Raw genomic sequence first — 23,292 nt, 5'->3', positions numbered from 1 at the left:
GGAATCACGACATGCAATCAAACAGAAGATCGATCGTCACAATTGTTGCAATTGGGATTGGCGCTGCCATTTTCATTATTTTGGGCAGGTTTGTTTCCATCCCAACCGGCATCCCGAATACAACCATTGAAACGTCTTATGCTTTTCTTGCCCTTATGTCGATTGTATACGGCCCGGTTGCAGGCGCGCTGATCGGCCTGATCGGGCACGCGTTGAAGGATGCCATTTCCTACGGATCTATCTGGTGGAGCTGGGTGATCGTTTCCACCCTTGTCGGCTTCTTATTCGGCCTTGTTTCGAAAAAAATAGACATCGATTCCGGCATTCTAAACGGCAAAAAGATTTTTCTGTTTAATATCGTACAGGTCATTGCCCAGGCAATCGGATGGTTTCTTGTTGCCCCTTTGCTCGACATCCTCATCTACGCGGAACCTGCCAACAAAGTATTTTTGCAAGGCATTGTCGCGGGCGTGTCCAACATGGTGACTGTCGGCATCATCGGAACATTGCTGATTGGTGCTTACGCGAAAACGAGAAGCAAAAGCGGCAGTCTCCGAAAAGAATAAGAGAACAACGGGAGGAAAAGATGAAAAAACCTGTCATTGAATTCCGGAATTATACGTTTCAATACAGAAGCCAGGCCACCCCTACCCTGCATGATATCAATTTGACAATTTATGAAGGGGAAAGTGTGCTGATTCTCGGACAGTCCGGGTCGGGGAAAAGCACACTCGGTCATTGCATCAACGGCCTCATTCCTTTTTCCTACAAAGGTGAGGTGTCTGGTAGTTTAAAGATAAACGGAAAAGAAACAAAAGATATGGATATTTTCTCCATATCCAAATCAGTCGGGACGGTGCTGCAGGATCCGGACGGGCAGTTCATCGGCTTAACCGTCGGCGAGGATATCGCTTTTGCTCTGGAAAATGAAGGCCTTCCGCTCCGTGACATGCATGATGCTGTTGATGAAGCAGCACGGACAGTCGGTATTAGAAACAAACTTGCCGCACGTGTCCATGAATTATCAGGCGGCCAAAAGCAGAAAGTGTCTCTTGCTGGTGTAATGGTGGACCATACAGGAATTCTTTTGTTTGATGAACCGCTCGCAAATCTCGACCCGGCAACCGGAAAGCAAGCCATGGAGCTTATTTCGGACATCCGGAAAAAAACAAATGTGACCGTCTTGATCATTGAACACCGGCTTGAGGATGTGCTGGCTGAAAAAATAGACCGGGTCATTGTCATAGATGACGGCAAAATCATCAGCGACTGCACGCCGGATGAACTGCTTTCTTCTTCCGTGCTGGAAACGTGCCATATCCGGGAGCCGCTTTATGTCAAAGCTGCAAAATATGCCGGCTGCCGCATTACACCAGAGATGCAGCCGGCCCACCTGGATACATTTCAACTCAGCCGGTGCAAAGACGCCCTTTTAAACTGGTATAAACATGCCAAAAAGCCGGTTGCCCGCATCGAAACAGAGCCGGTGCTTGAAATCCATCATTTGTCTTTTTCGTATAAACCCGGGCTGCCTGTGCTCAAAAACCTTTCTTTCACCATCCAAAAAGGGGAAATGGTAAGCATTGTCGGGAAAAATGGTGCAGGAAAATCAACATTGTCACGTCTGATCTGCGGCTTTGAACAACCTTCTTCCGGAAAAATTTTTTACAAAGGGAAGGACATCACAAACGACACCATTAAAGAACGGTCGCTTCGGATTGGCATGGTCATGCAAAACCCGAACCAGATGATCTCAAAACATATGATTTTCGATGAAATTGCGCTTGGTCTGGCCAACCGGGGAATTGCCCCGGAAGAGATCAAAAAACGCACAGAAAATGCCATGCGGCTTTGCGGTCTTTACCCTTTTCGGAATTGGCCGGTATCCGCGCTCAGCTTCGGACAGAAAAAAAGGGTGACCATTGCTTCTATTCTCGTACTGGAACCGGATATTTTGATTCTCGATGAACCAACTGCCGGCCAGGATTATATGCATTACCATGAAATCATGGAGTTTTTGGTGGAACTGAACAAAAAAGGCATCACAATTCTCTTCATCACCCATGACATGCACCTCATGCTGGAGTATACGCCGCGCGCCATTGTGCTTGCAGACGGAGAAAAAATTGCCGACGGTCCGGCTGCCGGAATTTTAGGCCATTCTGATATGATCCGGCGCGCCAACTTAAAAGAGACATCCCTCTATACGCTTGCAAGCCGGCTGCATCTGAACCCGGAGCGTTTCACGGAACGCTTTATCACGTACGAAAGGGGGCTGCAGCCAAATGGCAACCGAAATGCTGTCTTATATTGAGCGGAAATCCCCCGTCCATGAACTGGCCGGCGCGACAAAGCTGATCTGCTTTTTGACGTGGTCTTTTGCGGCTATGCTTACTTACGATACGCGTGTGCTCCTTTTTCTTTTTCTTTTGAGCCTTGTTATTTTTAAAATTTCACGCATCAAGATCCGGGAAATATTATTTATTTTGCTTTTTATCCTTGCTTTTCTGCTTTTGAACAACATTGCGATTTATATCTTTTCGCCGCAACAGGGCGTGAGAATTTACGGGACAAGCCATGTGCTGTTCTCGATTGCCGGTCGGTACAATATCACGTGGGAACAGCTTTTTTACCAGTTTAACGTCACACTCAAATATTTCACGGTCATTCCAGCCGCACTTCTGTTTATCGTAACAACAAATCCAAGCGAGTTTGCCGCATCGCTCAATAAAATCGGGATCAGCTACCGGATTTCATTTGCGGTTGCCCTGGCGCTCCGCTATATTCCCGATATTCAGCGGGACTTTCATAATATCGCCCTTTCCCAGCAGGCAAGGGGCTTAGATATGTCACGCAAAGAAAAACTGCCGAAACGGATAAAAAATGCCGCCTCCATCCTGATTCCGCTCATCTTGTCGAGCCTTGAAAAAATTGAAACCATCAGCAATGCCATGGAACTGCGCGGCTTTGGAAAAAATAAAAAACGCACCTGGTACAGTGCGCGCCCTTTTCAGTTAAAAGACTATGCAACAATGGCCGCCTTTTTGGTTATCCTGGTTGTTTCACTGCTGATCACCTTTCACAATGACAGCCGCTTTTATAACCCGTTTCTTGGGCTTGCTTCGGCGGTTTATCTTGATGAAGGCTTGTAAAAAGAGATTTGGATTTTCTTTCCATTAAAAATTTTCGGGAACAGGTTGTTTTTCGTACGGAAGTTTATAGAATGATGCAAAATTTAAGAAAAATGGGGAGCGACAGCAAATGGGCGTTAGCCCGGGAAGCTCTGTGGATATCCATTTTGATACGCGGGGCTTGGTAAATGGTCTTTATCCGGTTCATTCACCAAGTTCTGCATCTAGTTTGCCATAAAGCAGAAACAGGCGGAGTACAAGTTTTTGCTGCTTTTTCTATCAAATCTTTGCATTTTACGTTTTAATGACCCAAAGCGGCCCTATTTTTAATGAAAGGCTTCCCATTTTGTGAGAAGCCCTCCGTCTCAAAGTGCAGTGTCTGTCTTTTGAACTCCTTCTTTTTTATATGCGATAAAGTAGAGCATGCTGACAAACACAACTGCGCCTGCCGCATTTCCGAGGAAAACCGCGATGATATTTTTCAAAAATAACATCCATGAAAGATGCCCCGCAAAAATAGCGGCCGGAATAATGAACATATTGGCAACGACGTGCTGGAACCCGATCAGCACAAAAGCCATGATCGGAAACCAGATGCCGAGGATTTTGCCTGCAAACGTTTTGGCGCCGTAGCAAAGCCAGACCGCCATGCTGACAAGCCAGTTACAACCGATCCCGGAGACAAATGCCTGCCAAAAAGGCGCGCTCGTCTTCATTTCTGCCGTGTGGACGGTTTTCGCCAAAAAATCCCCTTCTGTCAAGCCGATAAAATGCCCGAAAAAGTAGGCAACAAATAGCGCACCAATCAGGTTAAAAATGGTTATCCACAACCAGTTCCAAATAAGCTGCAGGATGTTAATCTTTTTGTCAAAGCAGGCCATGCTGACGGCCATCATATTGCCGGTGACAAGCTCGCCGCCGCCAACCAAAATCAAGATCAGGCCGGTCGGGAACACTGCGGCACCCATAAATGTGTCAAAACTGCCCCAGCTCCCCGGCATCATGCCGGTCACCCGGATATACGCCAAATAACCGATGGCAATAAAAGCCCCGCCCAAAAAGCCGAGCACCACCATCGACAAAAACGAGCTGTTCGCTTTCGCTATTCCTTTTTCAATCGCTACGTCCGCAATTTCTTTCGGACTTAAGTCCATCTTACCCACCTCTCGTTTCTTATAGGATAGAGAATACAGACATTCCTGCTGCCTCTCACCCGCACCAGGATCAGCGCAAATTTTCAAAATAGATCATTCTAAATGAGGCTTTATTTAAGTGCCAGCGTGTTTCTTCCCGCTCCAGCCGTATTTTTTCTCGGGCGGGTATTATATCTTTTAGTGTGTATAAGCAAAATTTTTTATCCCGTTTTCTTTGCATGATATTTTTTGAAACTTCCACGATGGAAAAATTTCTAATTTATAATATATATAAACTTTCCATGAAGTCGAATGCACTTTGGCGTTTCTGGACATTTGGCAAAATACCTTTCCCCGCTTCGGCGCATCCTTAAACAGACAAGCAGGGAATTTTATATTTCTTTTTAAAAAGATTCAGTCAGTATGGATATTTAAAGCTGCGCCCTAAGGAAGCCATTCATCTTATGGCGGAAGCCGCGCGTATTTTTGTCTAAATCATAAAAGCTATTCCCACACTGATTGCATGGCAGACAGTTTTTTCATTCTTTCAACCGGGAATAAAAATGTCGAAAGAAAATGGGTATGAACCCGTGTTGTCCGTTCATACTCATGATTAGAAGGCTGTACAGATTCGAACTATACAGCCAAGCGCATCATTGGCTGCCTTGAGGCTCGGACTCCGGGCAGCTTTCTTTTTCATTAACGCATGCACTGATTAAAGTCTTCTTTTTTTAAAGTGATATACTCATCACAAAGATCCTTCATATAACCTGCTTTTTGTTGGTCGACTACGCCGGCAACAACATTTTTCCCCAAACTTCTGGCCATTTTAATGGCTGCTTCGTAATCCGTATCGGCACTGAATAATATTGCCTCATCATAACCGTTATGAAAAGCAAGTGAGACCAGATCTACCGCTATATTTACATCTGTTCCTTTTTCTGTAAAAATGGGATTGCCCGACGCGTCCGTTCCGACAACACTTAAATAGCCCAGTTTCGCTATACATTTTGGAATCTTTTTATTTAAATGGTCAATAAATGATTTCGTTGCTGCTGCTTTTGCTTTATCCAAATTTCCGACTGCCGTGTAATAATAAATGCGCTGAAGCATCCCATCTCTCCGGGCAGCCACGTATTCTGCCAACTTTAAATAGTCCACCCTCTGCTGGGATCCGTACAAGGCAGTAAGAGCAGCTTCAAAATTATTGCCATCGATAAATACCATCACTCTCTTCACATTTGGTTTCCCCCTTTGACATACTAAAGGCGCCAGCTTCGATGCTGACGCCTTTTCTGATTCTCTTGTACTTAGCTCCGATTGCTAAGCACCTCACAACACTGAAAGACACCGCCTCCGACTGACGGTCTTATTATATCCCTTTTTGGTTAAGTTCCCGAGCTTCTTAACCTTTTCGAGGTAAATATATCACCATCCCGGGGAAGCTGTCAACAGCAAAATATTCTTCGTATGTGTCAAGTTTTTCTCGACAAGGTTTAAATATCGGGTATTCCAAGACACTCTTTTTGTACACTTTCGGCTACCGTGCTTTACTTGCTCGGTGTAATTTTCGGAAAAGATGTAATATTTCCGTATAAAGATGGATAACGGGGATGTTGAGGCGCGCGAAATTCACTCGCTTTCCGCGGGCGGCCGGCGAGCCTCCTCGCTCGTACCTCGCTGCGGGGTCTCTCCTGGCTCGCTTTTCCCGCAGGAGTCTCGTAAATTTCGCGCGCCTCAACGATCAGTCCCCACTGAGCCAAGCTTAAAACGAAAGCTCTAATATTTTGCTTAAATGTCCCATTGCCGATGAACTGCTTGAATGCAGGGCAACTGATCCGTGCTTTACGCCCACTGACGGGCGTACAGGCTGCTTGAGTAGTTGAGACATCCTGATTAATTGTTTCAAGTTCCGTTGCTTTCTCTCGCTTCTTGAACGGTGTTTCAGATAGACTTCTCTCAATGTCCCATTGAGTATGCCTTGTTTGATTTTCACCATGGCTTCTGCGCCAAGTTCACTCCAATGCATGCCCCTTTTTTTCATCCTGAAGGAGATATGCCTTTGATTCGATTCCATCGCTCCTAGGCCTCTCGCACCTTCCGGCACGTTTTTCACCCTGTCTCTCCAGTCAAAAATGCGGTCCCAGTTTTTCAAGATATACGAACGGAATTCCTTGATTTTCTTGAGAGCCTTTTTATCCGTCAAGGTGCTTTCGTGCGTATCCAAATATAACGTGAATTGGTCCAGGTCATGCGTTCTAATCGCTTTTCTAATTTGCTCCTTGATCTCGCTCTTTCCGCCCCCAAATGTCCTTATGATGGCTTGTGCAACGTGGTAGGTATCCAGCTGGTTGAGCACCGGAAATTCCGACTGTGAGAAAGCTGTTTGAAACCGTTCAGCTGTGTATCCCGCACCTCCATCACTGTTTGTAATGACATGCGTTTTTTCGAGGGAGTAGGTGTTGGCAGCTGTGGCTTGGACTTCATCCCAAAATGTCTGGATGGCTTCCGTTGTCATGATGACTGTGGGCTGACGCAGGGAGACCCTTTTACCATTGGTTTGCCATCCCTCATAGAGAATGGCGTGGTGGACTTCCATACTCTGTTTCTTTTTTAGTCCCCGAACGAATACACCATCTGCTTCAGAAAACAGGTAGTCTACCTTCTTCCCCTCAGGCAGGGAAACAGCTATTTCTAGCTCTTCTACAAGTGCCTTATCGGCTTCCGCCTGAGTTTTCCCTACGTGTTTTACCATGTTCCCTACAGTTGTGTGACTAAGACTCACTGCTGTCCACTCTTTTAAAATATCAGCTACTTCCCGATAGGTGTTCTCACTTGCCAACTCTGCCACCTTTAATTCCACTAACGGGCTGTATCGTTGGTATGGTAAAAGCCCTAACCATTCATCCAGAGGATAATGTGAATTCCCTTTCTGGTCATGCATTAGTGAACGTTTAAAGGTCACATTTCCAAATAAAAACTGAATGCTTCTGTTATCACTCCGGCAGTACTCCCAGCCATCCTCCAGCTTTTTCTGCTTAATTGTTTTATCTAACGTCTCAAATATTTCCCCAACCCATTGCGTAAAGGCATTCTGGATCAGAATTTTAACTTGTTCTTCAAATTCAATAAGACTTTCAGCTCTGAGGAGTAAAAATTTTTCGTGATAATTTAACTATTCCCCCCCAAAAATGCGGCTAAATATGTAATAATTTAAATAATTAGAGCTTGCTGGACGAATATTTTGGCATGGCTTAGTGACAAGTCGAATACAAGCTAAAATTTGATTCGTTCAGCAAGCCCTAATTAAACTTGGCTGTTTTGAGGGGGTTTTTATTTTGGTTACTAGAAAAGAAAAAAGAAATCGTGAAAAAGAAGCAAATTATTTTTTCGAGTTCCTTAAAATTCAGAAGCATTTTTTCAAAGACCTGATGAATAACCTAAAAAAGGTAGCAGACCACCGACATCAAAGCTATATCACTTATGGTCCAGAGGTCCTTTTATTTACGATGATGTTGAAAAATATGACCGGCCTAAAATCCATGAGAAACATGAGTGAGAGTTTTAATAAAGAAGAATGTATTAAAAATGTAGGGAAGGTGTTAGGCTTAGATTCTCTTGAAGAACTTCCACATTATGATACAATTAACGACTTTTTATCTGGCTTAGATGTAAATGAATTAGAAAAAATTAGAACGTATATGATTAAAGAATTATTGAAAAAAAGGTCTCTCGAGTCTTATCGAATTGAAGGAAAGTACTGGGGTGTCATCATTGATGGAACTGGATTACACACCTTTCATGAGAAACATTGTAAACACTGCCTGAGACGGGCATATACAAATAAAGAAACAGGAGAAACGAACGTACTTTATATGCACCATGTACTTGAAGCCAAGCTTGTCGTGGGGGATATGGTCTTCAGTATTGCCTCCGAATTTATCGAAAATGAATCAGAAAATGTTTCTAAGCAAGATTGTGAATTAAAAGCCTTCGACAGGCTGGCAAAGAAAATAAAAAAAATATTTAAAAGACTACCGATTTGTATCTTGGGAGATAGTCTCTATGCATGTGAAACGGTATTTAATCTGTGCAGGGCGCACAAATGGAAATATATATGCAGATTTAAGGAAGGGAGAATTAAAAGTATCTCGACGGAGTTTAAGGCAATAAAAGAGCTGGAACAAAGTAAGGATCAGAATTCATTAGTTTGGGTGAATGATATTGCCTACAAAGACAGAACGGTCAATCTGATGGAGGCCACAATGAAAACAGAGGATGGGAAATCGAAAGAGTATGTATTTATAACGGATATTAAAATCACGAAAAAGAACGTGGAACGACTCATCGCTGCAGGAAGAAGCCGCTGGAAGATTGAAAATCAAGGATTTAACGAACAAAAAAATAATCGTTACAATATAGAACATGCCAATAGCCAAAACTACACAGCCATGAAAAATCATTATTTATTAGTTCAAATAACAGATATTATTAGACAGCTGTTTGAAAAAGGTTCGTCAATCTTAAAAGCACTCAAAAAAACGGCAAAAGAAAAATCCTCAAATCTGTTGGAATCGTTTCGGACACGTATTTTAACAGACGAGGATTTCACCCATTTAAGTAAGCCAATACAAGTAAGGTTTACTTAATGGTTATATTATAGCAAAGGATGTGATGTAAAAAAAGGTTTTTTTGAAGTTATCCACAATTTTAAAAAAGAAATTTGCAAATTCGGCTCTTTTTGACTTTGAAAGCAGAAAAAATAGATGGAAAAATTTTCTAAATGTGGATAAGTCATTTTATCATAAAACATCTAAAAATTGATGAATTTACTCTTCAGAACTGTTCTGGATGACGGTTCGGATGCTTCTTCTTGTTGTTTTCTTTTTCAATGGCGTATCTTGTTTTTTCAAGCTTTCTTGTCCAATCAAGCGAAGCAGGTTATACGCAAATATACCGAAATGGAGCACAAGGCCATTCGTTTCATATTTGCCTGACGGCAGCCGTTCGAGATCCAGTTCTGATTTAATTTCACTATGGAACTGTTCGCAAGTGCCATGGTTATGATAAAGAGAGATCACCACATGAGGCGGCACTTCAAGGTCCGTCCAGTAGGTTTCAAATTCATACTCGGGAATTAAAAAAATTTGTCCGTCTCTTGAGATGGTTCTTTCGGTCACTTTAAAAACTTTTCGGATGCTTCGCTCCTGGTCCTTAATTTGAATGGTTTCGGGGATGGATCCAAGGTAAACCTTCTTTCCTTCCCGTTCTTCACAACAGATCCCATATTTTCGGGCAATGTACAGCCAGTCCTCAGCTTTTTCCTTACGGGGATTGCGTTTGATAATAAAGCTTGCATGGTTTTCTAGGAGAATAATGAGATTATCCCGGCTGTCATTTCCGGAATCAAGCCTGAAAAGCAATGGCTGATCTGTTAGTTTCCGGGCAGATTGAATGGTTTCCTGGATGAAATTTGGTGTACCTTTTTGGCAGTGGACACTTCCCTTTCGCATCTCAACATGCAGGCAGTAACCTTCCTGTCCCATGTAAGCGAACATAGGGGCATAACCGTCACAGCCTTTATAGGTTCTTTCTACCCCTTCCTTTTTTGTCTTGGAGTTATCGAAAGGGGAGACATCCAGATCAACCGGGATATACGGCTTGTCTTTGGCGTAAACCGGGCTGATTTCCGCATTTGTATGGCGAATCAGATCCAGCGATTCTTCGTGCAAGATCGTTTTCCATTTTTCCACCAAGGCGGCCTGGTCCAATCGTTGCCTGAGAGTCGGGCTGGAAGGAACCCTCTGGATATCCAAAGCCAGTGCAAAAAAAGCATCATCACGGAAGGTTTCAATATTGTCATAATCACTTTTTCCCTGGCAAAGCAAGCCGATATAAGATTTAGCCACATCGCCATTGGAACAAGCCGGATACCGGGAGATATCAGGGAGTTTATAGGCATTCAACCTGGAAACTAAATTCGTTTGATTTAGTAAATTTCCTACTATCGCTAAGCCAGCTTGGGCAACAATTCGTTCTTTTGTGGGTTCTATCACAAACTTTTTCATGAGATCACCTGAATGTGGAATGAATTTAATTTGTCTGATATACCAATTATACTAAATTTTATGCGATTTGTTTGCCTTTAAGCGGAAATTTCGTCACGGATTCAGGATATTTTAAATTATTTTTTTATTATTGTAAATATTATTTTTTATTAAATATATAAGTTGAAACTTTGTTTTACATCCAGTAGAGCGCCCACCGCATTCTATCAAAATGACTTGTTATGAGGAAAACAGAATCGAACAATCGGAAAATCTTTATTGAAACTTATATATCTTCAACGTCGCAATCGTCATTTGGTGAAACAAGAAGACGCAGTGATCATTGCCATTCATCTTTTGGGAAAGCTGCTTGGCTTCTCTTCCGAACGTGCATGGCATCGCTTTGTGACTGGGAACTTGTTTACGGATGGACATTTTCTCGAACGTTCTCGATACAATCGCCGTTGTCGAGCGCTGCGCTTTGCGATCAAATGGATTCGCCATGAGCTAGCCAAACGTGGACAACACCACGCCTATGCGGTAGTAGATAGCGTGCCACTCGAATTGTGCCATACCGCAAGAATGTACCGAGTCAAACGATTTCAAGGAATCGCGGACATCGGGCTCTGTGCATCGAAAAAGCAGTGGTACTATGGATTTAAGCTCCATCTTCAGGTGACCAACCAAGGACTGCCCATGGGATACGTGGTAACGGAGGCGTCCTGTCACGATCGAACTGCAGCTGAAACCGTCATGACTCAAATTCCTCACCTCTATAACTTGGGTGACAAAGGATTCATCAGTAGCGAATTGCAAAAAAGTTGTATGAAGAGTACCAAATCGCTTTTTGGACTCCATCTCGCAAAAACCAGAAACACCGCCCATCGGAATCATGGGAGAAATGGCTCAAACAAAAACGTAAAGTGATAGAGACGGTGTTCTCCGTCCTCGTTGACCAGTATCGTATGACAGACATTCGTGCGAATTCGATTGCGGGATTTGAAGTAGCACTAGATGGCATCTTGTTGGCATATTCACTTGTCACACTTGGGCTAGTTGAGCGCTAGCGCCCAACTAGCACCACGGGTTTTCTAAATTATAATAACAATCTATTGATTTTGTCAATCATTTTCATTGCAATTTTATATATTTTTCTTAGCTGTTTCATCCTCTTTCCGTCTTGCCAACTGCTTGAAACACAAGCCACTCCCTAATCCATCTTTATATATAATCCCCGCCGGATTCAACGGGCAAACAGGTCTTGCATAGCGGTTCCGGCACTGTGCGCAGCCGCAATCTTTTTTAATGTTTCTCCGAGTGACAGGATCTCCTCTTTTGTTGTATGGCGCCCAAAGGAAATTCTGAAAAACTGATCCATTGCTTCCTCCGCGTATCCCATTGCTTCAACTGCTTTGCTCCCGCCTTCATGATGTTCCTGGCAGGCGCTCCCGGTTGAGATCGCAAATCCCGCTTTGTTGCACTCCAATAAAACAAGCTGCCCTTGAACCCCTGGAATCATACCGCCGACGATGGAAGGAAGCTGCATCGCCCGTTCCCCCTCTATAAAAACAACCGTCCCACCGGATGCCTTTTTTAACGCGGTCCGGTACTCCCAGTCCCGCTCACTTTCTATCAAAATCTCCTCGGCAGCCGCAGCAAATCCGGCAATGCCAGGCACATTCACTGTCCCGCCGCGGAACCCCTTTTCATGGGAAAGGTACGGAAAAACGGGGGCGATGACGCAAGAGGGGTGAATGTATACTGCCCCGACCCCTTTTGGCCCGTGGATTTTGTGTGAAGAGAGGGTAATGCTGTCGACATAAGGGATCATGCGTGCTACATCTGCTTTGCCAAATGACTGCACACAATCGGAATGAAACAGGATCCCCCGCCTTCTTACCATCAGGGAAATTTCCTCAATGGGCTGGATGGTGCCGATTTCCTGGTTAATATGCTGAACCGAAACAAGCACCGTGTCCGGCCGGATCGCTGCTTCAAGCTTCTTTAAATCCACCGTCCCTTTTTCCGTAAACGGGAGCCTTGTCACTTCAAATCCCAGCCTTTCCAAAAATCCGAGCGCTGAATGGACGGACGCATGCTCCGCCATCGACGAAAGGATATGTTTTCCCCTTCCGGAAGCTCCCATTGCAAGCGAAACAATCGCCAATAAATTCCCCTCCGTGCCGCCTGAAGTAAAATACAGCCCTTCAGCCGGTACGCCGAGATAACCACTGATCAAGCCCCGCGATTTTTCAAGCACCGCCCGCGCATCCGTCCCGATGTCATGCAGGCTTTCACTGTTTCCGTAAAAAGATTCGGCTGCTTCCATAAATGTCTCCCGTGCCCGTTCGCTCATTTTTGTCGTTGCCGCATAATCAAAATAAAACATGGCTGGCCTCCTAAAAAGTACTTGTATTCAGTTTAATTTTGTGCAAAGATATGTGTCAAGACAGATGTAAAGTAGGGAGACGGATGAAAGAAAAAATATGTATCTTGGGAAGCGGGATTGCCGCTCTGCAATTAGCCGTGCACCTGGACAGCCGCTACGATGTGACGATCATTACAAAGTCGCAAACAAAGACGAGCAATTCCTACAAAGCACAAGGCGGGATCGCAGCCGTCCTCTCGCCGGAAGACCGTTTTGAATTCCATGTGAAAGACACAATCCGGGCGGGTTGCCGGCACCATAATGAAAAAGAAGTGGAAAAATTGGTAAAAGAGGGTGCGGCCGTAGCAGAAGAACTCGTAAAAAGCGGGCTTCCCGCAGACAGGCGGCCGGACGGCGGGCTTGATTTAGGGCTTGAAGGCGCACATACAGTGCACCGTATTCTCCACTGCGGCGGCGATGCAACCGGAAAATTTGTCATTCAGCATCTTCTCGGGCAACTTGGAAAAAGCGTCCGGATTATCGAACATGAGCTGGCGTTTGAACTCATGGTATCCGCAGAAACAGGACGCGTAACCGGTGTAAAAACAAAAACGGCCGACGGCAACATCCGCCACTATTTTTCCGATCATACCGTGATCGCAACCGGCGGGCTTGGGAGCTTGTATCCTTTCACCTCCAACCACCCGGAAATCATCGGCGACGGGATTGCAATGGCATACCGGGCCGGCGCGGAACTTGCAGATATGGAGTTCGTCCAGTTTCACCCGACATTATTGTATGCGGAAGGCCGCGCGAAAGGCCTTGTGTCCGAAGCCGTCCGCGGAGAAGGTGCAGTGCTCGTGGACGAAAACGGATCACTTGTCATGGCAGGTGTCCACCCGTTAAAAGACCTGGCACCCAGGCATGTGGTCGCCCACCAAATTCATCAAACGATTCATAGCGGAAAGAAAGTTTTTCTGAACATCCGTAAAATCAAACACTTTGAAAAAAGGTTCCCGACCATTTCCCGGATTTGCCGGGAAAGCGGCATTGATATCCATTCCGGCCTGTTGCCTGTTGTCCCGGGCAGCCATTTCTTTATGGGCGGCATCGTAGTGGATACATATGGCAGAACAACGGTAAACGGGCTGTATGCCATCGGGGAAGCAGCGGCAAGCGGCGTACACGGTGCAAACCGGCTCGCCAGCAATTCGCTTTTGGAAGGGCTCGTATTCGGCAAACGGCTCGCAGCGTTTTTAAATGCATTAAAACCTGAAGCATCGGGCGGCGAAACAGCAGAAATCGTCCGTCCTCCTTTAAATCCGGAAATCGCCCGCAGGCTGGACACCGTAGCATTGAAGCAAAAAATGATGGAAAATGCCGGCGTGATCCGCTCAGAAACCGGGTTGCGGCATCTTTTGCAGTGGCTGCAAGCTCGTGGGGCTGATACGTTTTCCGCTTTTTCACTCGGCCATCTTGCAAAGGAAGAAATGGAAAAAGTCTTTATGTTTACCAACAGCTTGCTCATCACACAATCGGCGCTTTGCCGGAAAGAATCGCGCGGCGCCCATATCCGCGCCGATTACCCGGATGAAAGCAGCGGCTGGCAGGGTGTCCATCTCATTCATGCAAAAAACAAAGGCTTAATCACACGGAGGGGACTTTATGAACAAGCTCCAACTTCAATCCATGCTTAAACATTTTTTCATGGAAGACATTGGGGAAGGCGATATCAATACGGAATATATTTTTTCGCCGGATCAGCCGGGCAAATTAACGTTTATTGCAAAACAAAACGGGATTTTCTGTGGAAAGGATGTGATAGAAGAAGGTTTCCGCATTCTGGACGGTACGGTGAGACCGCGTATTTTTCCCAGGGATGGCGCCCGGATTGAAAAAGGGGCAGCTATTGCGGAAATTCGCGGCCCCATTGTAAGCCTCCTTTCCGGAGAGCGGGTAATCCTGAATCTCATCCAGCGCATGTCGGGCATTGCAACAACCACAAACGCAGCAGTCCGCGAGACGGAAGGCACCCACGCAAAGATTTGCGATACAAGAAAGACAACCCCCGGCCTCCGGATGCTTGAAAAATACGCCGTCAAAGCAGGCGGCGGATTCAACCACCGGCGCGGGCTGTACGACTGTGTCATGCTGAAAGACAACCATATCGCATTTGCCGGCAGCATCACAAAAGCCGTGGAAACAGTGAAAGCATCCATCGGGCATACCGTAAAAATTGAAGTCGAAATTGAAACAAAGGACCATCTGCTTGAGGCTGTCCGTGCCGGTGCCGACATCATCATGTTTGACAACCGCACACCGGAAGAAATCTGCGAATGGCTGCCGCTCGTGCCGCCCCATATTGCGACGGAAGCATCAGGCGGCATCACAATGGAAAATATCCGGAGCTATGCTGAAACCGGCGTCGATTGGATCTCGCTCGGATTTTTGACCCATTCCTATCAAATACTTGATATCAGTGCAATCGTGGAAAATACGAAGGAGGTTGCTTTATGAGCCTGCTGGAAACGTTACAGCTTACGACTTTGCCGGAAAAATATCAGTCCCTTACGCAAGAAGAAATGGAAAACCGGGTTTGGGACATCAAAAAAGAAATGGGTGCGCAACTTTTCCTCCCGTGCCACCACTACCAGCGTGAAGAAGTATACCAGTTTGCCGATGCAGCCGGTGATTCGCTGCAGCTCGCGCAAATTTCGGCAAAAAACCGCAATGCCAAATACATTGTGTTTTGCGGTGTACATTTTATGGCGGAAACGGCGGATATGTTAACATCGGCGGAACAAACCGTCATTCTCCCCGACATGCGTGCAGGCTGCTCAATGGCAGACATGGCCGACATCCATCAGACGGAACGGGCATGGGACATGTTGCAATCTTTGTTTGGCGATACGATACTGCCGCTTACCTATGTCAACTCCACAGCAGCGATTAAAGCATTTGTCGGGCGCAACGGCGGGGCAACCGTTACCTCTTCGAATGCGAAAAAAATGGTCAAGTGGGCCTTCACCCAGAAAGAACGGATTTTCTTTTTACCAGACCAGCATCTTGGCCGGAATACCGCATATGATTTGGGCGTGGATCTCGCAGATATGGCCGTCTGGGACCCGATCCGGAACGATCTTATCTACGAAGGTGCGCTGGAAAATGCGAAAGTCATTTTATGGAAAGGGCACTGCTCCGTGCACGAGCACTTTACCATCAAAAATATCGAATTCGTGCGCGCGAAATATCCGGATATGCAAATCATTGTCCATCCGGAATGTGCGCATGAAGTGGTTGCCCTGTCAGATTTCAGCGGCTCCACAAAATACATCATTGATACGATTGAAAACGCGCCCGCCGGGAGCGCCTGGGCAATTGGCACTGAAATGAACCTGGTGCAGCGCCTGATCAAAAATCATCCGGATAAAAAGATTATTTCGTTAAATCCGGTCATGTGCCCGTGCCTGACCATGAACCGGATCGACCTGCCGCATCTTTTATGGTCGCTGGAAAATATTGTCGAGGGCAAAGAAACAAACGTGATCAAAGTAGAGGAAAACACAGCGCGGGATGCGGTGTTGGCATTAGAGCGGATGTTAAAACTTTAATAATTCCCGGTTTCAAATTGGCACGTGCTTGGACTCAGGGGCCCCGGTTACTGCGGGAACCCCTTTTTGTCTTTTTGGCAGATTCCTGAGTCTGTTTGCTTTAAAACCACACTTTTCTTTTGCAACTCCCGGTAATCGAACCATTGATATATTAATAGCTGAATGATGAAAAAATTATTGAAATAAAACCTATTTAGGCGTAAGCTGGACATACATCAAATTTTTATATCACGGAGGTCCTGTAAAATGCGTCTAAGCCAAGTCATAAGAAGCGGTCCAAACCAATACATATGTGAAGAGGATGCAGCCAAATATTTGGAAGAAAAGCTGGAAGAATTCAAATATCCGGTTGTCATTACCGGGGTAAAATCATTCAAAGCATTTCAAAAATTTGCGTCAATACCGCAAAACTGGCCGGTACTCCGGTACGATCATACTGCAAGTGAGAAAAACATGGCAAAACTGGCGGAACAGGCAGGCCGTGCAGATGTCATCGTCGGGATTGGCGGCGGCAAAGTGCTCGATACGGCAAAGGGAACAGCAGAACTGCTCAACTGTGAAGTCGTGCTCGTTCCAACGCTAGCCGGAACGTGTGCCGGTTATACACCTTTATCCGCTGTTTATCATGAAGACGGCTCATTCAGTCATGTCGCTTATTACAAACGTTCCGCCTTTTTAACCCTGATCGATTTGCGTATTCTCCTGAACGCACCGGCCGAATATTTGCTGGGCGGAATTGGCGATTCTTTAGCCAAATGGTATGAAGCAGAAGGCATCACCCGTTCCATGAAACATTTGCCGGTGATGGTCGAACTCGGCCTCCGCTCCGCAAAAGCGATTTATGAAGGGATCTTGCGCGACAGTGAGCAGGCATTACACGACCGAAACGAAGGGAAGATAACCGACGCTTTCCGCAATATAGTTGAAATTATCATTGGCGCGGCTGGGACAGTCGGCGGCTTTGCCGGCGAATACGGAAGAATGGCTGGGGCCCACGCCATCCATAACGGGCTGACCTTACTGCCGGAAACGCATTCCATTCTGCACGGTTCCAAAGTGGCTTACGGCATCCTTGTCCAATTAGCGGCAACAGGCGATATCAATGAAGTGAAAAAACTGCTTCCGTTGTATCAAAAACTCGGTTTTCCTTATAATCTGGATACACTGCATGTGACGGAAAATCATGGCGCGGCCATTGAAAAAGTCGCAGCATATGCCGCAAAACCCGAAGAATCCTTTCGCCTGCTTGGCAGCTTTACGAAGGCGCAAATTGCAAAAGCAATGGAAACAATCGAACAGCTCACGACTGAAAAGGCTGATATCAAATGATTGGCACGGGCGGCCCCGGAACAAGGCCGCCTTCACCCTGCTTAAATGCAATCCGTTTGTTGCACCATTTTTTCAAAGTTTCCGCCTTTTCTGTTTGCATCACTTGCAATAGAAATGGCCGCCATAGCGAACTTTCATACGGGATCGCGATTTAAAATGCAGTTATGGAGGCAATTAGGCCTGCCAAAAAATTCGATGCCATATTAATCTTCACCCTTACTTGGATCTGCTTCATCCAGAGACAATCTGACCACTTTCGTATATTCACCTTTTGCTATTTCTTCCGGCGTTGCTTTTTGGTCGAGCTCTTCCTGGTCGTCAAGGCCAGTCGCAAGTGTCGGCTCAACACGTCCGTTCTCTTTTTCCACTCTCTCCACATCCTTATTGAAGTGATGCGGCTAGTTTTCCACGGATGCTCACAATTTATGCGATTGCAGCCGATTGCTCGGTTCTATTTTAAAATTTTGAATTTCTTCTTCCGGCAACCCAGTGTATTTATTGATCACACTTAAGTCTGGTTGCTCCGCTCTGTTTCAGCTTTTTCAATTCTTCCTCTGCCATCCCGGTGTATTTTGCGATTGATGCCAGATCCTGGTTCTCTTCCAGCATTCTTTTGGCAATCCTTAATGCCGCTCTCCTTTCCCCTTCTTTCAACCCCTCTTTCAATCCTTCTTCTTTTCCTTCTTCTTTTCCTTCTTCTTTTCCTTCTTCCTTCCCTTTTTTGTACCCTTTGTCGTAAAAGGAATTTGGCAGGCGCAGGATTTGGTCGGCTTCTTGCGGATCCAGATTTTTAATGCTTGACATCACAAGTTCATCCTCCTCGTATAATAAGTTTAAATCCAAAGTGGATGTCAATTTCCAGTTCATTCTGCTGCTCATTGACAAGTGAATATAAGATTTTGTATTCCGGGCGAGCCCGGAATACAAGTTCGGACTTGGACGCTTCGCGATGTTCCCGGATAATGGTCTTAGGATCGTTTGGGTCAATGCTTCCCCTCCTTGTAGCCTGACTACTCGAAAAGTCTGCATCCCCAGGTTCTTGCTTGAACGTCTAACCCGTAGGCCGTTCCTCCGGATCTCCGTGCTGGAAATGAGCAGTTCCAGGCAGCCCACGGCCCGGATGAGTTCTCATACGCGAGGCTGACAGATCGGCAAGCCATCTGGGGATATCCCGAAGCGTCCGATTCCATCGATCCCAATACAGAGAGGAGGAAATCATATGCCCTTATTTGTCGGTATTGACGTGAGCTCCAAAAACCTCGATGCCTGCCTGATGGATGGAATGGGGGAAACGTTAGCCACCCAAACGGTGACAAACAATCTTCCCGGTGCCTCTGAGTTAAGAGACACCATCCTCCAACATGCGGAGGCGGATGACACCATCCAGATCGCCATGGAGGCCACATCTGTGTATAGTTGGCACCCGGCAATGTTTTTCCATGAAGATCCCGAGCTGAAACAGCGTCGTACAAAGGTGTTTACCCTGAATCCGAAGCTGGTGAGAAATTTCAAAAAGGCTTATGCCGAGATGGACAAGACCGATCCCAAAGATGCCTGGGTAATTGCGGACCGCTTGCGTTTCGGGAGATTGCCGAAATCCGTGATTCAGTCAGAACAATACCTTGCCCTTCAACGGTTAACACGGATGCGCTATCACCTGATTCAAAGTTTAACCCGGGAACAACAGGTATTTTTGAATCATCTGTTTTTCAAATTCAGTGCCTTTAACCTTGAAGTGGATACATCGGTCTTCGGCCATGCCATAACGGAATTTTTGCTTGAGGCCTATAGCCTCGATGAAATTGCCCAAATGCCTCTGGAGGACTTAGCGATGTATCTCCAGACCAAAGGCCATGGCCGCTTTAGCGATCCCGAGGATTTGGCCGCATCCATCCAAAAAGCTGCCCGGTCCTCTTACCGGCTTTCTAAATGTGTGGAGGATTCGATTGACTTGGTCCTGGGCAGTTCTATTGAGATCATCCGGCATCTTAAACGCCAAATCAAGGATTTGGATAAGGCGATTGCCCGCGTTCTTGATGGAATCCCGAATACCCTCCAGACCATTCCGGGAATAGGCCCGGTGAGCTGTGCTGGGATTCTCGCTGAAATCGGCGACATTGAGCGCTTTGACGACCAAGCCGCGATCGCAAAATTTGCCGGATTGTTCTGGCCCCGCCACCAATCGGGTGATTTTGAGGCTGATGACAAAATGCTTGCGCGTACAGGCAATCGTTATCTCCGGTATTACCTGGTTGAGGCTGCCAATCTGGTCCGGCGACACGAACCTGAGTACCGCGCCTTTTACCAAAAGAAATATCGTGAGGTGCATAAGCACTCACACAAACGCGCCCTCGTCTTAACGGCAAGAAAACTGGTGCGCCTGATCGATGCGCTGCTCCGCAACGATCAAATTTATGCGCCGAAAAAGAAGGTGACGCGATGAGGTAACCAGGTAACCATCATCGATAGCCTGAACTTGAAAACTTCCAGATTATTCCAATTATCTGGAGGCTTAGTTCAGTATTGCCATTTTTATGACATAGAGCCAACAAAATTTCCAATTCACTTGTTTTTAACCCTTGACATCACACCGTAGGACTTATCCGTTAATTTAAAATAAGAATCAAAAAATCCATAGATGAGTGCCATTCTTGCCGGGTCGAGTTCCATGCGGGCCATCATTCTTAAGAACTCTACTTTTACCTGTACTTTTTCTTTTTTTGTATACCCCATTTTGGATTTAAGTCAATATTTTGGACACCAATAAGTGAAATTTAATTTTGATCTCATGCCATATTTTTCATGACATCGCTGGTCGCTTGACATGGAGCCTCTGCGGGCGTGGTGTTATGCGAAGGGCGAAAGGGGCAATGATTTCTTTCGCATGGCAAACAAGCCTACCACGCCCCGCCACTCCATGTAAAGCGGATGCTTGTAAAATTGTGAAGAGCACTACGCTGCCCCTTTGATACTGTCTTCTGTTTCTTGTGGCGTCATATAGCCCAAGCAGCTATGAATCCGTTTCCGATTGTACCAGCCTTCTATAAATTCGAATAAGGCTCTTCTGGCAGCTTGAAAGTTCAAATAGTTGACTCTGTAGATCTCTTCTTTTTTCAGAATTGCATGGAAAGACTCAATGCAGGCGTTATCGTATGGGCAACCTTTTTTACTGAAGGAGTGTTTGAACTGCTTCTTTTCCATGTATTCTGCAAATTTCTCGCTTGTATACTGGGATCCCAAATCAGAATGCAAGATCAATCCCGGACCTGGACGTTGTGCCTGATAAGCGTTTTCTACTGCCTTTAAAGCCAGTTCAGTCGTCATGTGGCGGTCAAAAGCGTAACCGACAATCTTTCTGGAATGTAAATCCATTACGGAAGCCAGGTAGCACCAACCGTCTCTCAAAGTATGAATGTACGTAATATCCGTAACCCATTTCTCGTTAATGGTTGTCGTTGAGAAGTCCTGGTTCAGCAGGTTATCGTGTTCTTCCATCTTGCCCTTATTGGAATGGGGACGGTACTTTTTTCTGATAATGGAATAAATGCCTGCAGCCTTCATCAAACGCTGAACCCGTTTCAGGCTGACTTTGAGCCCTTCTTTTTCAAGCATATGGCGGATCTTCGGCGCTCCGTACCTCTGCTTGCTTTCCGTATGGATTTTTCGTATTCTGTCTGTCAACTCCCGGTTTTCCCGTTTTGTTTTTGACTCTTTTTTTTTGTTTGGATTGATAGTAGGTACTTCTCGGCACGCCAAGGACTGTACACATGGTTTTAAGGTCATAATGGTGTTTGGCTCTTATCTCGTCAATCATGGATATAACAGTGGTTTGATCTACTTCTTTGCGAATATGGCCATAGCTTTTTTTAAGATTTCGTTTTCCTCTTTCAGCCGGTGCAATTCTTTTTGCAGGTTCAGAAATTCTTCCGGGGTAAAAGAGCTCCCGTCATCCAGCTTAACCGGTTTTTGTTTTCTGATCCATTTGTAGATTGTCGTTTCAGACAGGCCATATTCGCTGCAGATCTGTTTTACTGGTGTTCCAGTTTGATAAAGCTCAACCACCATTTCTTTAAATTCAGCATGATAACTTTTACGTTTTTCGCTTGTGTTACCCATATCAGGACACATCCCTTCGTTAATATTATATTTCACTAAAGGGTGTCCATGAAACTATACTAGCATCATCCTGTTTTCTGCATTTGTTCGTTTCTTCGGTAACTTTCATTGACTTCCACTTCCTTTAGTTCAGCCCTTCCTTCGATGCCCCAGGCATCTCCGTACTATGGATTCTGCTGACTTCTCACGGCAAATCTTGTTTCAACCAGGTTTCATACTCTGTTTCCACCTGTCCGTGAGACCTCCCGTGGTAAGGTGATTCACTTTCATTCCATGTACCCGCACCATTTACGTTTCCACATCCGGATAGCTTTTGGGCTTTGACTTGTTCAGCAGCCTTACCCTGTGAGAGTACGCCTAATGATGTTCGTGTTCCTCGGGTCAGAATTTTGCCTCCAGCTTCCTTCAGATTCCATCTCACGATGGACACCCTTGCTCTTGGCTAATGGTTGGTCGCTACCTACCCCCATAGCGGACTTACACCGCCTAGCGAATCGCCATGCACGGCGCACTGAAATAAGAACGTGGCTTTTTTGCCACGCTCTTATTTCATTCTGCAAGCTTGCGAATCTGTTCATTTACATTCTCATGGCACAGGCCGCCGTGGTAGCAGATGACGGATTTAATATCAAAATCAAGCAGCTTTTTCAATGAAGCCATTGCGGTTCCCATATCAGGCGTGACTTGCTGTCTGGGGCCATGCAGTTTGCCGTTGTCTGCAACCATCGCATCCGCAGCGATCAATGTTTTGCTCTTTTTAAGATACAGGCAGCAATGGCCAGGCGTATGCCCCGGTGTAAAAATCACCTCTATTCCGCCGCTAAAAGGCAGAACTTCTCCATCCCCGATCACTTTGTCCACTTTCGCTTTCGGCGGATTCAAATACATCTGTTTCATTTCTTCCGGCATCGATTCCCATCTTGCCGGATCGATCTTTTCCGGATCCGCTTTGATCAGAAGCCTCTCCCCTTCGATATATGGCTTGTCCAGCCCGTGTGCGTACACCGTAATGGAATGGCCGGACTCTGCCAATATTTCCGGCACGCTGCCAATATGATCCATATCCTGGTGCGTCAGAATAACTGCGTCCAATTTTTCAAACGGCACGCCCGCCTTCTCCATTTCTGCACGGATCAAATCAAGCGAACCCGGCATGCCGGCATCTACCAAAACCGCTTTCTGTTCATCCCAGATCAAAGTGGGGTGAATGATAAAATGGTTCAGGTTGATTTCCAGCATCGCAACGCCCTCGGCAATTTTTTTCAATTGAATCCCTCCCATCTGCATTGTCTTTTCCATCTTATCACAAAAAACAGACAGCCCTATTCTGCTGCCTTTCGCTATTCCTTCCGAAGCTGGAGCTTATGGCACTGGTGCGCGCCATCGCTGCACCAATAAGAAAAAGGAGGACTCCTGGCACGAGAACGTTAAAAACATGGGTGGCCGTATTAGGCAGCACCGTACTAAATCCGTTTCTCGGTGAAGAACTCCCGGCCACGCCGGCAACGCCAACTTTATAAAACCACAATTGGAAACGGCATGTTAACCTTTTGCATC

General features: G+C 45.8%; 17 protein-coding genes and 3 pseudogenes. 10 read left to right on the top strand and 10 right to left on the bottom strand.

The annotated features are described in order from the left end of the window. Positions 1–11: 11 nt before the first annotated feature. The 3 genes from NST20_RS02550 to NST20_RS02540 are packed head-to-tail and all read left to right on the top strand — an operon-like array spanning position 12 to position 3,152. A complete protein-coding gene (locus tag NST20_RS02550; RefSeq protein WP_013858409.1) occupies positions 12–566 on the top strand; it encodes an ECF-type riboflavin transporter substrate-binding protein in 555 nt (184 codons plus the stop codon). 20 nt (positions 567–586) lie between these two features. Next, entirely contained in the window at positions 587–2,314 is a 1,728-nt protein-coding gene (locus tag NST20_RS02545) for a DUF3744 domain-containing protein (protein ID WP_342400002.1), read from the top strand. Then, entirely contained in the window at positions 2,286–3,152 is an 867-nt protein-coding gene (locus NST20_RS02540) for an energy-coupling factor transporter transmembrane component T (RefSeq protein ID WP_017552435.1), read from the top strand. The genes NST20_RS02545 and NST20_RS02540 overlap by 29 nt, the downstream gene beginning before the upstream one ends. 344 nt (positions 3,153–3,496) lie before the next feature. Here NST20_RS02540 and NST20_RS02535 read toward each other — a convergent pair whose 3' ends face one another. The 3 genes from NST20_RS02535 to NST20_RS02525 all read right to left on the bottom strand — a co-directional run bounded on the left by NST20_RS02535 (position 3,497) and on the right by NST20_RS02525 (position 7,394). Next, on the bottom strand, positions 3,497–4,285 hold the full coding sequence (locus NST20_RS02535) for a formate/nitrite transporter family protein (RefSeq protein WP_019722135.1): 789 nt from the start codon (positions 4,283–4,285) through the stop codon (positions 3,497–3,499). A gap of 678 nt (positions 4,286–4,963) precedes the next feature. Then, positions 4,964–5,491 carry an NYN domain-containing protein gene (locus NST20_RS02530; RefSeq protein ID WP_019722134.1) on the bottom strand — a complete coding sequence of 176 codons (528 nt, stop codon included), beginning with the start codon at positions 5,489–5,491 and terminating at the stop codon, positions 4,964–4,966. 538 nt (positions 5,492–6,029) lie between these two features. Further along, positions 6,030–7,394 (bottom strand): ISLre2 family transposase, encoded by a 1,365-nt coding sequence (locus tag NST20_RS02525; RefSeq protein WP_342400401.1) that lies wholly within the window; start codon positions 7,392–7,394, stop codon positions 6,030–6,032. Positions 7,395–7,602: 208 nt separating this feature from the next. Between NST20_RS02525 and NST20_RS02520 the strand changes: the two genes are divergently transcribed. Beyond that, a complete protein-coding gene (locus NST20_RS02520) occupies positions 7,603–8,913 on the top strand; it encodes a transposase family protein (protein WP_013858128.1) in 1,311 nt (436 codons plus the stop codon). Between the two features lie 180 nt (positions 8,914–9,093). Here NST20_RS02520 and NST20_RS02515 read toward each other — a convergent pair whose 3' ends face one another. Further along, positions 9,094–10,332: an IS1380 family transposase gene (locus tag NST20_RS02515; protein WP_342400001.1), complete on the bottom strand. Its 1,239-nt coding sequence runs from the start codon at positions 10,330–10,332 to the stop codon at positions 9,094–9,096. A gap of 267 nt (positions 10,333–10,599) precedes the next feature. Here NST20_RS02515 and NST20_RS02510 point away from each other — a divergent pair. Further along, a pseudogene (locus NST20_RS02510) lies at positions 10,600–11,378 on the top strand (IS982 family transposase); the annotation flags it as partial. A gap of 176 nt (positions 11,379–11,554) precedes the next feature. Here NST20_RS02510 and NST20_RS02505 read toward each other — a convergent pair. Continuing rightward, a complete protein-coding gene (locus tag NST20_RS02505) occupies positions 11,555–12,700 on the bottom strand; it encodes an IscS subfamily cysteine desulfurase (protein ID WP_342400000.1) in 1,146 nt (381 codons plus the stop codon). 83 nt (positions 12,701–12,783) lie between these two features. On the opposite strand from NST20_RS02505, the gene nadB reads away from it, so the two are divergent. The 4 genes from nadB to NST20_RS02485 all read left to right on the top strand — a co-directional run bounded on the left by nadB (position 12,784) and on the right by NST20_RS02485 (position 17,619). Next, entirely contained in the window at positions 12,784–14,376 is a 1,593-nt protein-coding gene (nadB, locus tag NST20_RS02500) for an L-aspartate oxidase (protein WP_342399999.1), read from the top strand. Then, a complete protein-coding gene (gene nadC / locus NST20_RS02495; RefSeq protein ID WP_035191137.1) occupies positions 14,345–15,196 on the top strand; it encodes a carboxylating nicotinate-nucleotide diphosphorylase in 852 nt (283 codons plus the stop codon). Before nadB ends, nadC begins: the two co-directional genes overlap by 32 nt. Further along, a complete protein-coding gene (gene nadA / locus NST20_RS02490; RefSeq protein WP_342399998.1) occupies positions 15,193–16,290 on the top strand; it encodes a quinolinate synthase NadA in 1,098 nt (365 codons plus the stop codon). The genes nadC and nadA overlap by 4 nt, the downstream gene beginning before the upstream one ends. Before the next feature lie 246 nt (positions 16,291–16,536). Then, positions 16,537–17,619, top strand: coding sequence for an iron-containing alcohol dehydrogenase family protein (locus tag NST20_RS02485; protein ID WP_342399997.1), 1,083 nt, complete (start codon positions 16,537–16,539; stop codon positions 17,617–17,619). 203 nt (positions 17,620–17,822) lie between these two features. On the opposite strand, the gene NST20_RS02480 is transcribed toward NST20_RS02485, so the two are convergent. Together NST20_RS02480 and NST20_RS02475 are read right to left on the bottom strand one after the other, a co-directional pair. Beyond that, positions 17,823–17,987, bottom strand: a complete 165-nt coding sequence (locus NST20_RS02480; RefSeq protein WP_013858399.1) for a hypothetical protein — start codon at positions 17,985–17,987, stop codon at positions 17,823–17,825. A gap of 127 nt (positions 17,988–18,114) precedes the next feature. After that, positions 18,115–18,606, bottom strand: coding sequence for a hypothetical protein (locus tag NST20_RS02475; RefSeq protein ID WP_342399996.1), 492 nt, complete (start codon positions 18,604–18,606; stop codon positions 18,115–18,117). Between the two features lie 232 nt (positions 18,607–18,838). Here NST20_RS02475 and NST20_RS02470 point away from each other — a divergent pair, with 232 nt between their 5' ends. Beyond that, positions 18,839–20,062, top strand: a complete 1,224-nt coding sequence (locus NST20_RS02470; protein WP_237349286.1) for an IS110 family transposase — start codon at positions 18,839–18,841, stop codon at positions 20,060–20,062. Positions 20,063–20,217: 155 nt separating this feature from the next. Here NST20_RS02470 and NST20_RS02465 read toward each other — a convergent pair. The 3 genes and pseudogenes from NST20_RS02465 to NST20_RS02455 form a co-directional block, all read right to left on the bottom strand. Continuing rightward, positions 20,218–20,364 (bottom strand): annotated as a pseudogene (locus tag NST20_RS02465) (DUF4351 domain-containing protein); the annotation flags it as partial. A gap of 207 nt (positions 20,365–20,571) precedes the next feature. Then, a pseudogene (locus NST20_RS02460) lies at positions 20,572–21,735 on the bottom strand (IS3 family transposase). 549 nt (positions 21,736–22,284) lie between these two features. After that, a complete protein-coding gene (locus NST20_RS02455; RefSeq protein WP_327077004.1) occupies positions 22,285–23,001 on the bottom strand; it encodes an MBL fold metallo-hydrolase in 717 nt (238 codons plus the stop codon). Between the last annotated feature and the right edge of the window lie 291 nt (positions 23,002–23,292).

It is taken from the genome of Weizmannia sp. FSL W8-0676, assembly GCF_038593015.1.
Lineage (GTDB): Bacteria > Bacillota > Bacilli > Bacillales > Bacillaceae_C > Weizmannia > Weizmannia coagulans.
Note: the sequence above shows the minus strand (reverse complement) of the source record. Positions and strands in the feature narration are given on the sequence as shown.

What these genes read in the sequence shown, in the direction of transcription:
- NST20_RS02550 (WP_013858409.1), top strand. Translation starts at nt 12, where the DNA reads ATGCAATCAAACAGAAGATCGATCGTCACAATTGTTGCAATTGGGATT.
- NST20_RS02545 (WP_342400002.1), top strand. Translation starts at nt 587, where the DNA reads ATGAAAAAACCTGTCATTGAATTCCGGAATTATACGTTTCAATACAGA.
- NST20_RS02540 (WP_017552435.1), top strand. Translation starts at nt 2,286, where the DNA reads ATGGCAACCGAAATGCTGTCTTATATTGAGCGGAAATCCCCCGTCCAT.
- NST20_RS02535 (WP_019722135.1), bottom strand. Translation starts at nt 4,285, where the DNA reads ATGGACTTAAGTCCGAAAGAAATTGCGGACGTAGCGATTGAAAAAGGA.
- NST20_RS02530 (WP_019722134.1), bottom strand. Translation starts at nt 5,491, where the DNA reads ATGGTATTTATCGATGGCAATAATTTTGAAGCTGCTCTTACTGCCTTG.
- NST20_RS02515 (WP_342400001.1), bottom strand. Translation starts at nt 10,332, where the DNA reads ATGAAAAAGTTTGTGATAGAACCCACAAAAGAACGAATTGTTGCCCAA.
- NST20_RS02505 (WP_342400000.1), bottom strand. Translation starts at nt 12,700, where the DNA reads ATGTTTTATTTTGATTATGCGGCAACGACAAAAATGAGCGAACGGGCA.
- nadB (WP_342399999.1), top strand. Translation starts at nt 12,784, where the DNA reads ATGAAAGAAAAAATATGTATCTTGGGAAGCGGGATTGCCGCTCTGCAA.
- nadC (WP_035191137.1), top strand. Translation starts at nt 14,345, where the DNA reads ATGAACAAGCTCCAACTTCAATCCATGCTTAAACATTTTTTCATGGAA.
- nadA (WP_342399998.1), top strand. Translation starts at nt 15,193, where the DNA reads ATGAGCCTGCTGGAAACGTTACAGCTTACGACTTTGCCGGAAAAATAT.
- NST20_RS02485 (WP_342399997.1), top strand. Translation starts at nt 16,537, where the DNA reads ATGCGTCTAAGCCAAGTCATAAGAAGCGGTCCAAACCAATACATATGT.
- NST20_RS02470 (WP_237349286.1), top strand. Translation starts at nt 18,839, where the DNA reads ATGCCCTTATTTGTCGGTATTGACGTGAGCTCCAAAAACCTCGATGCC.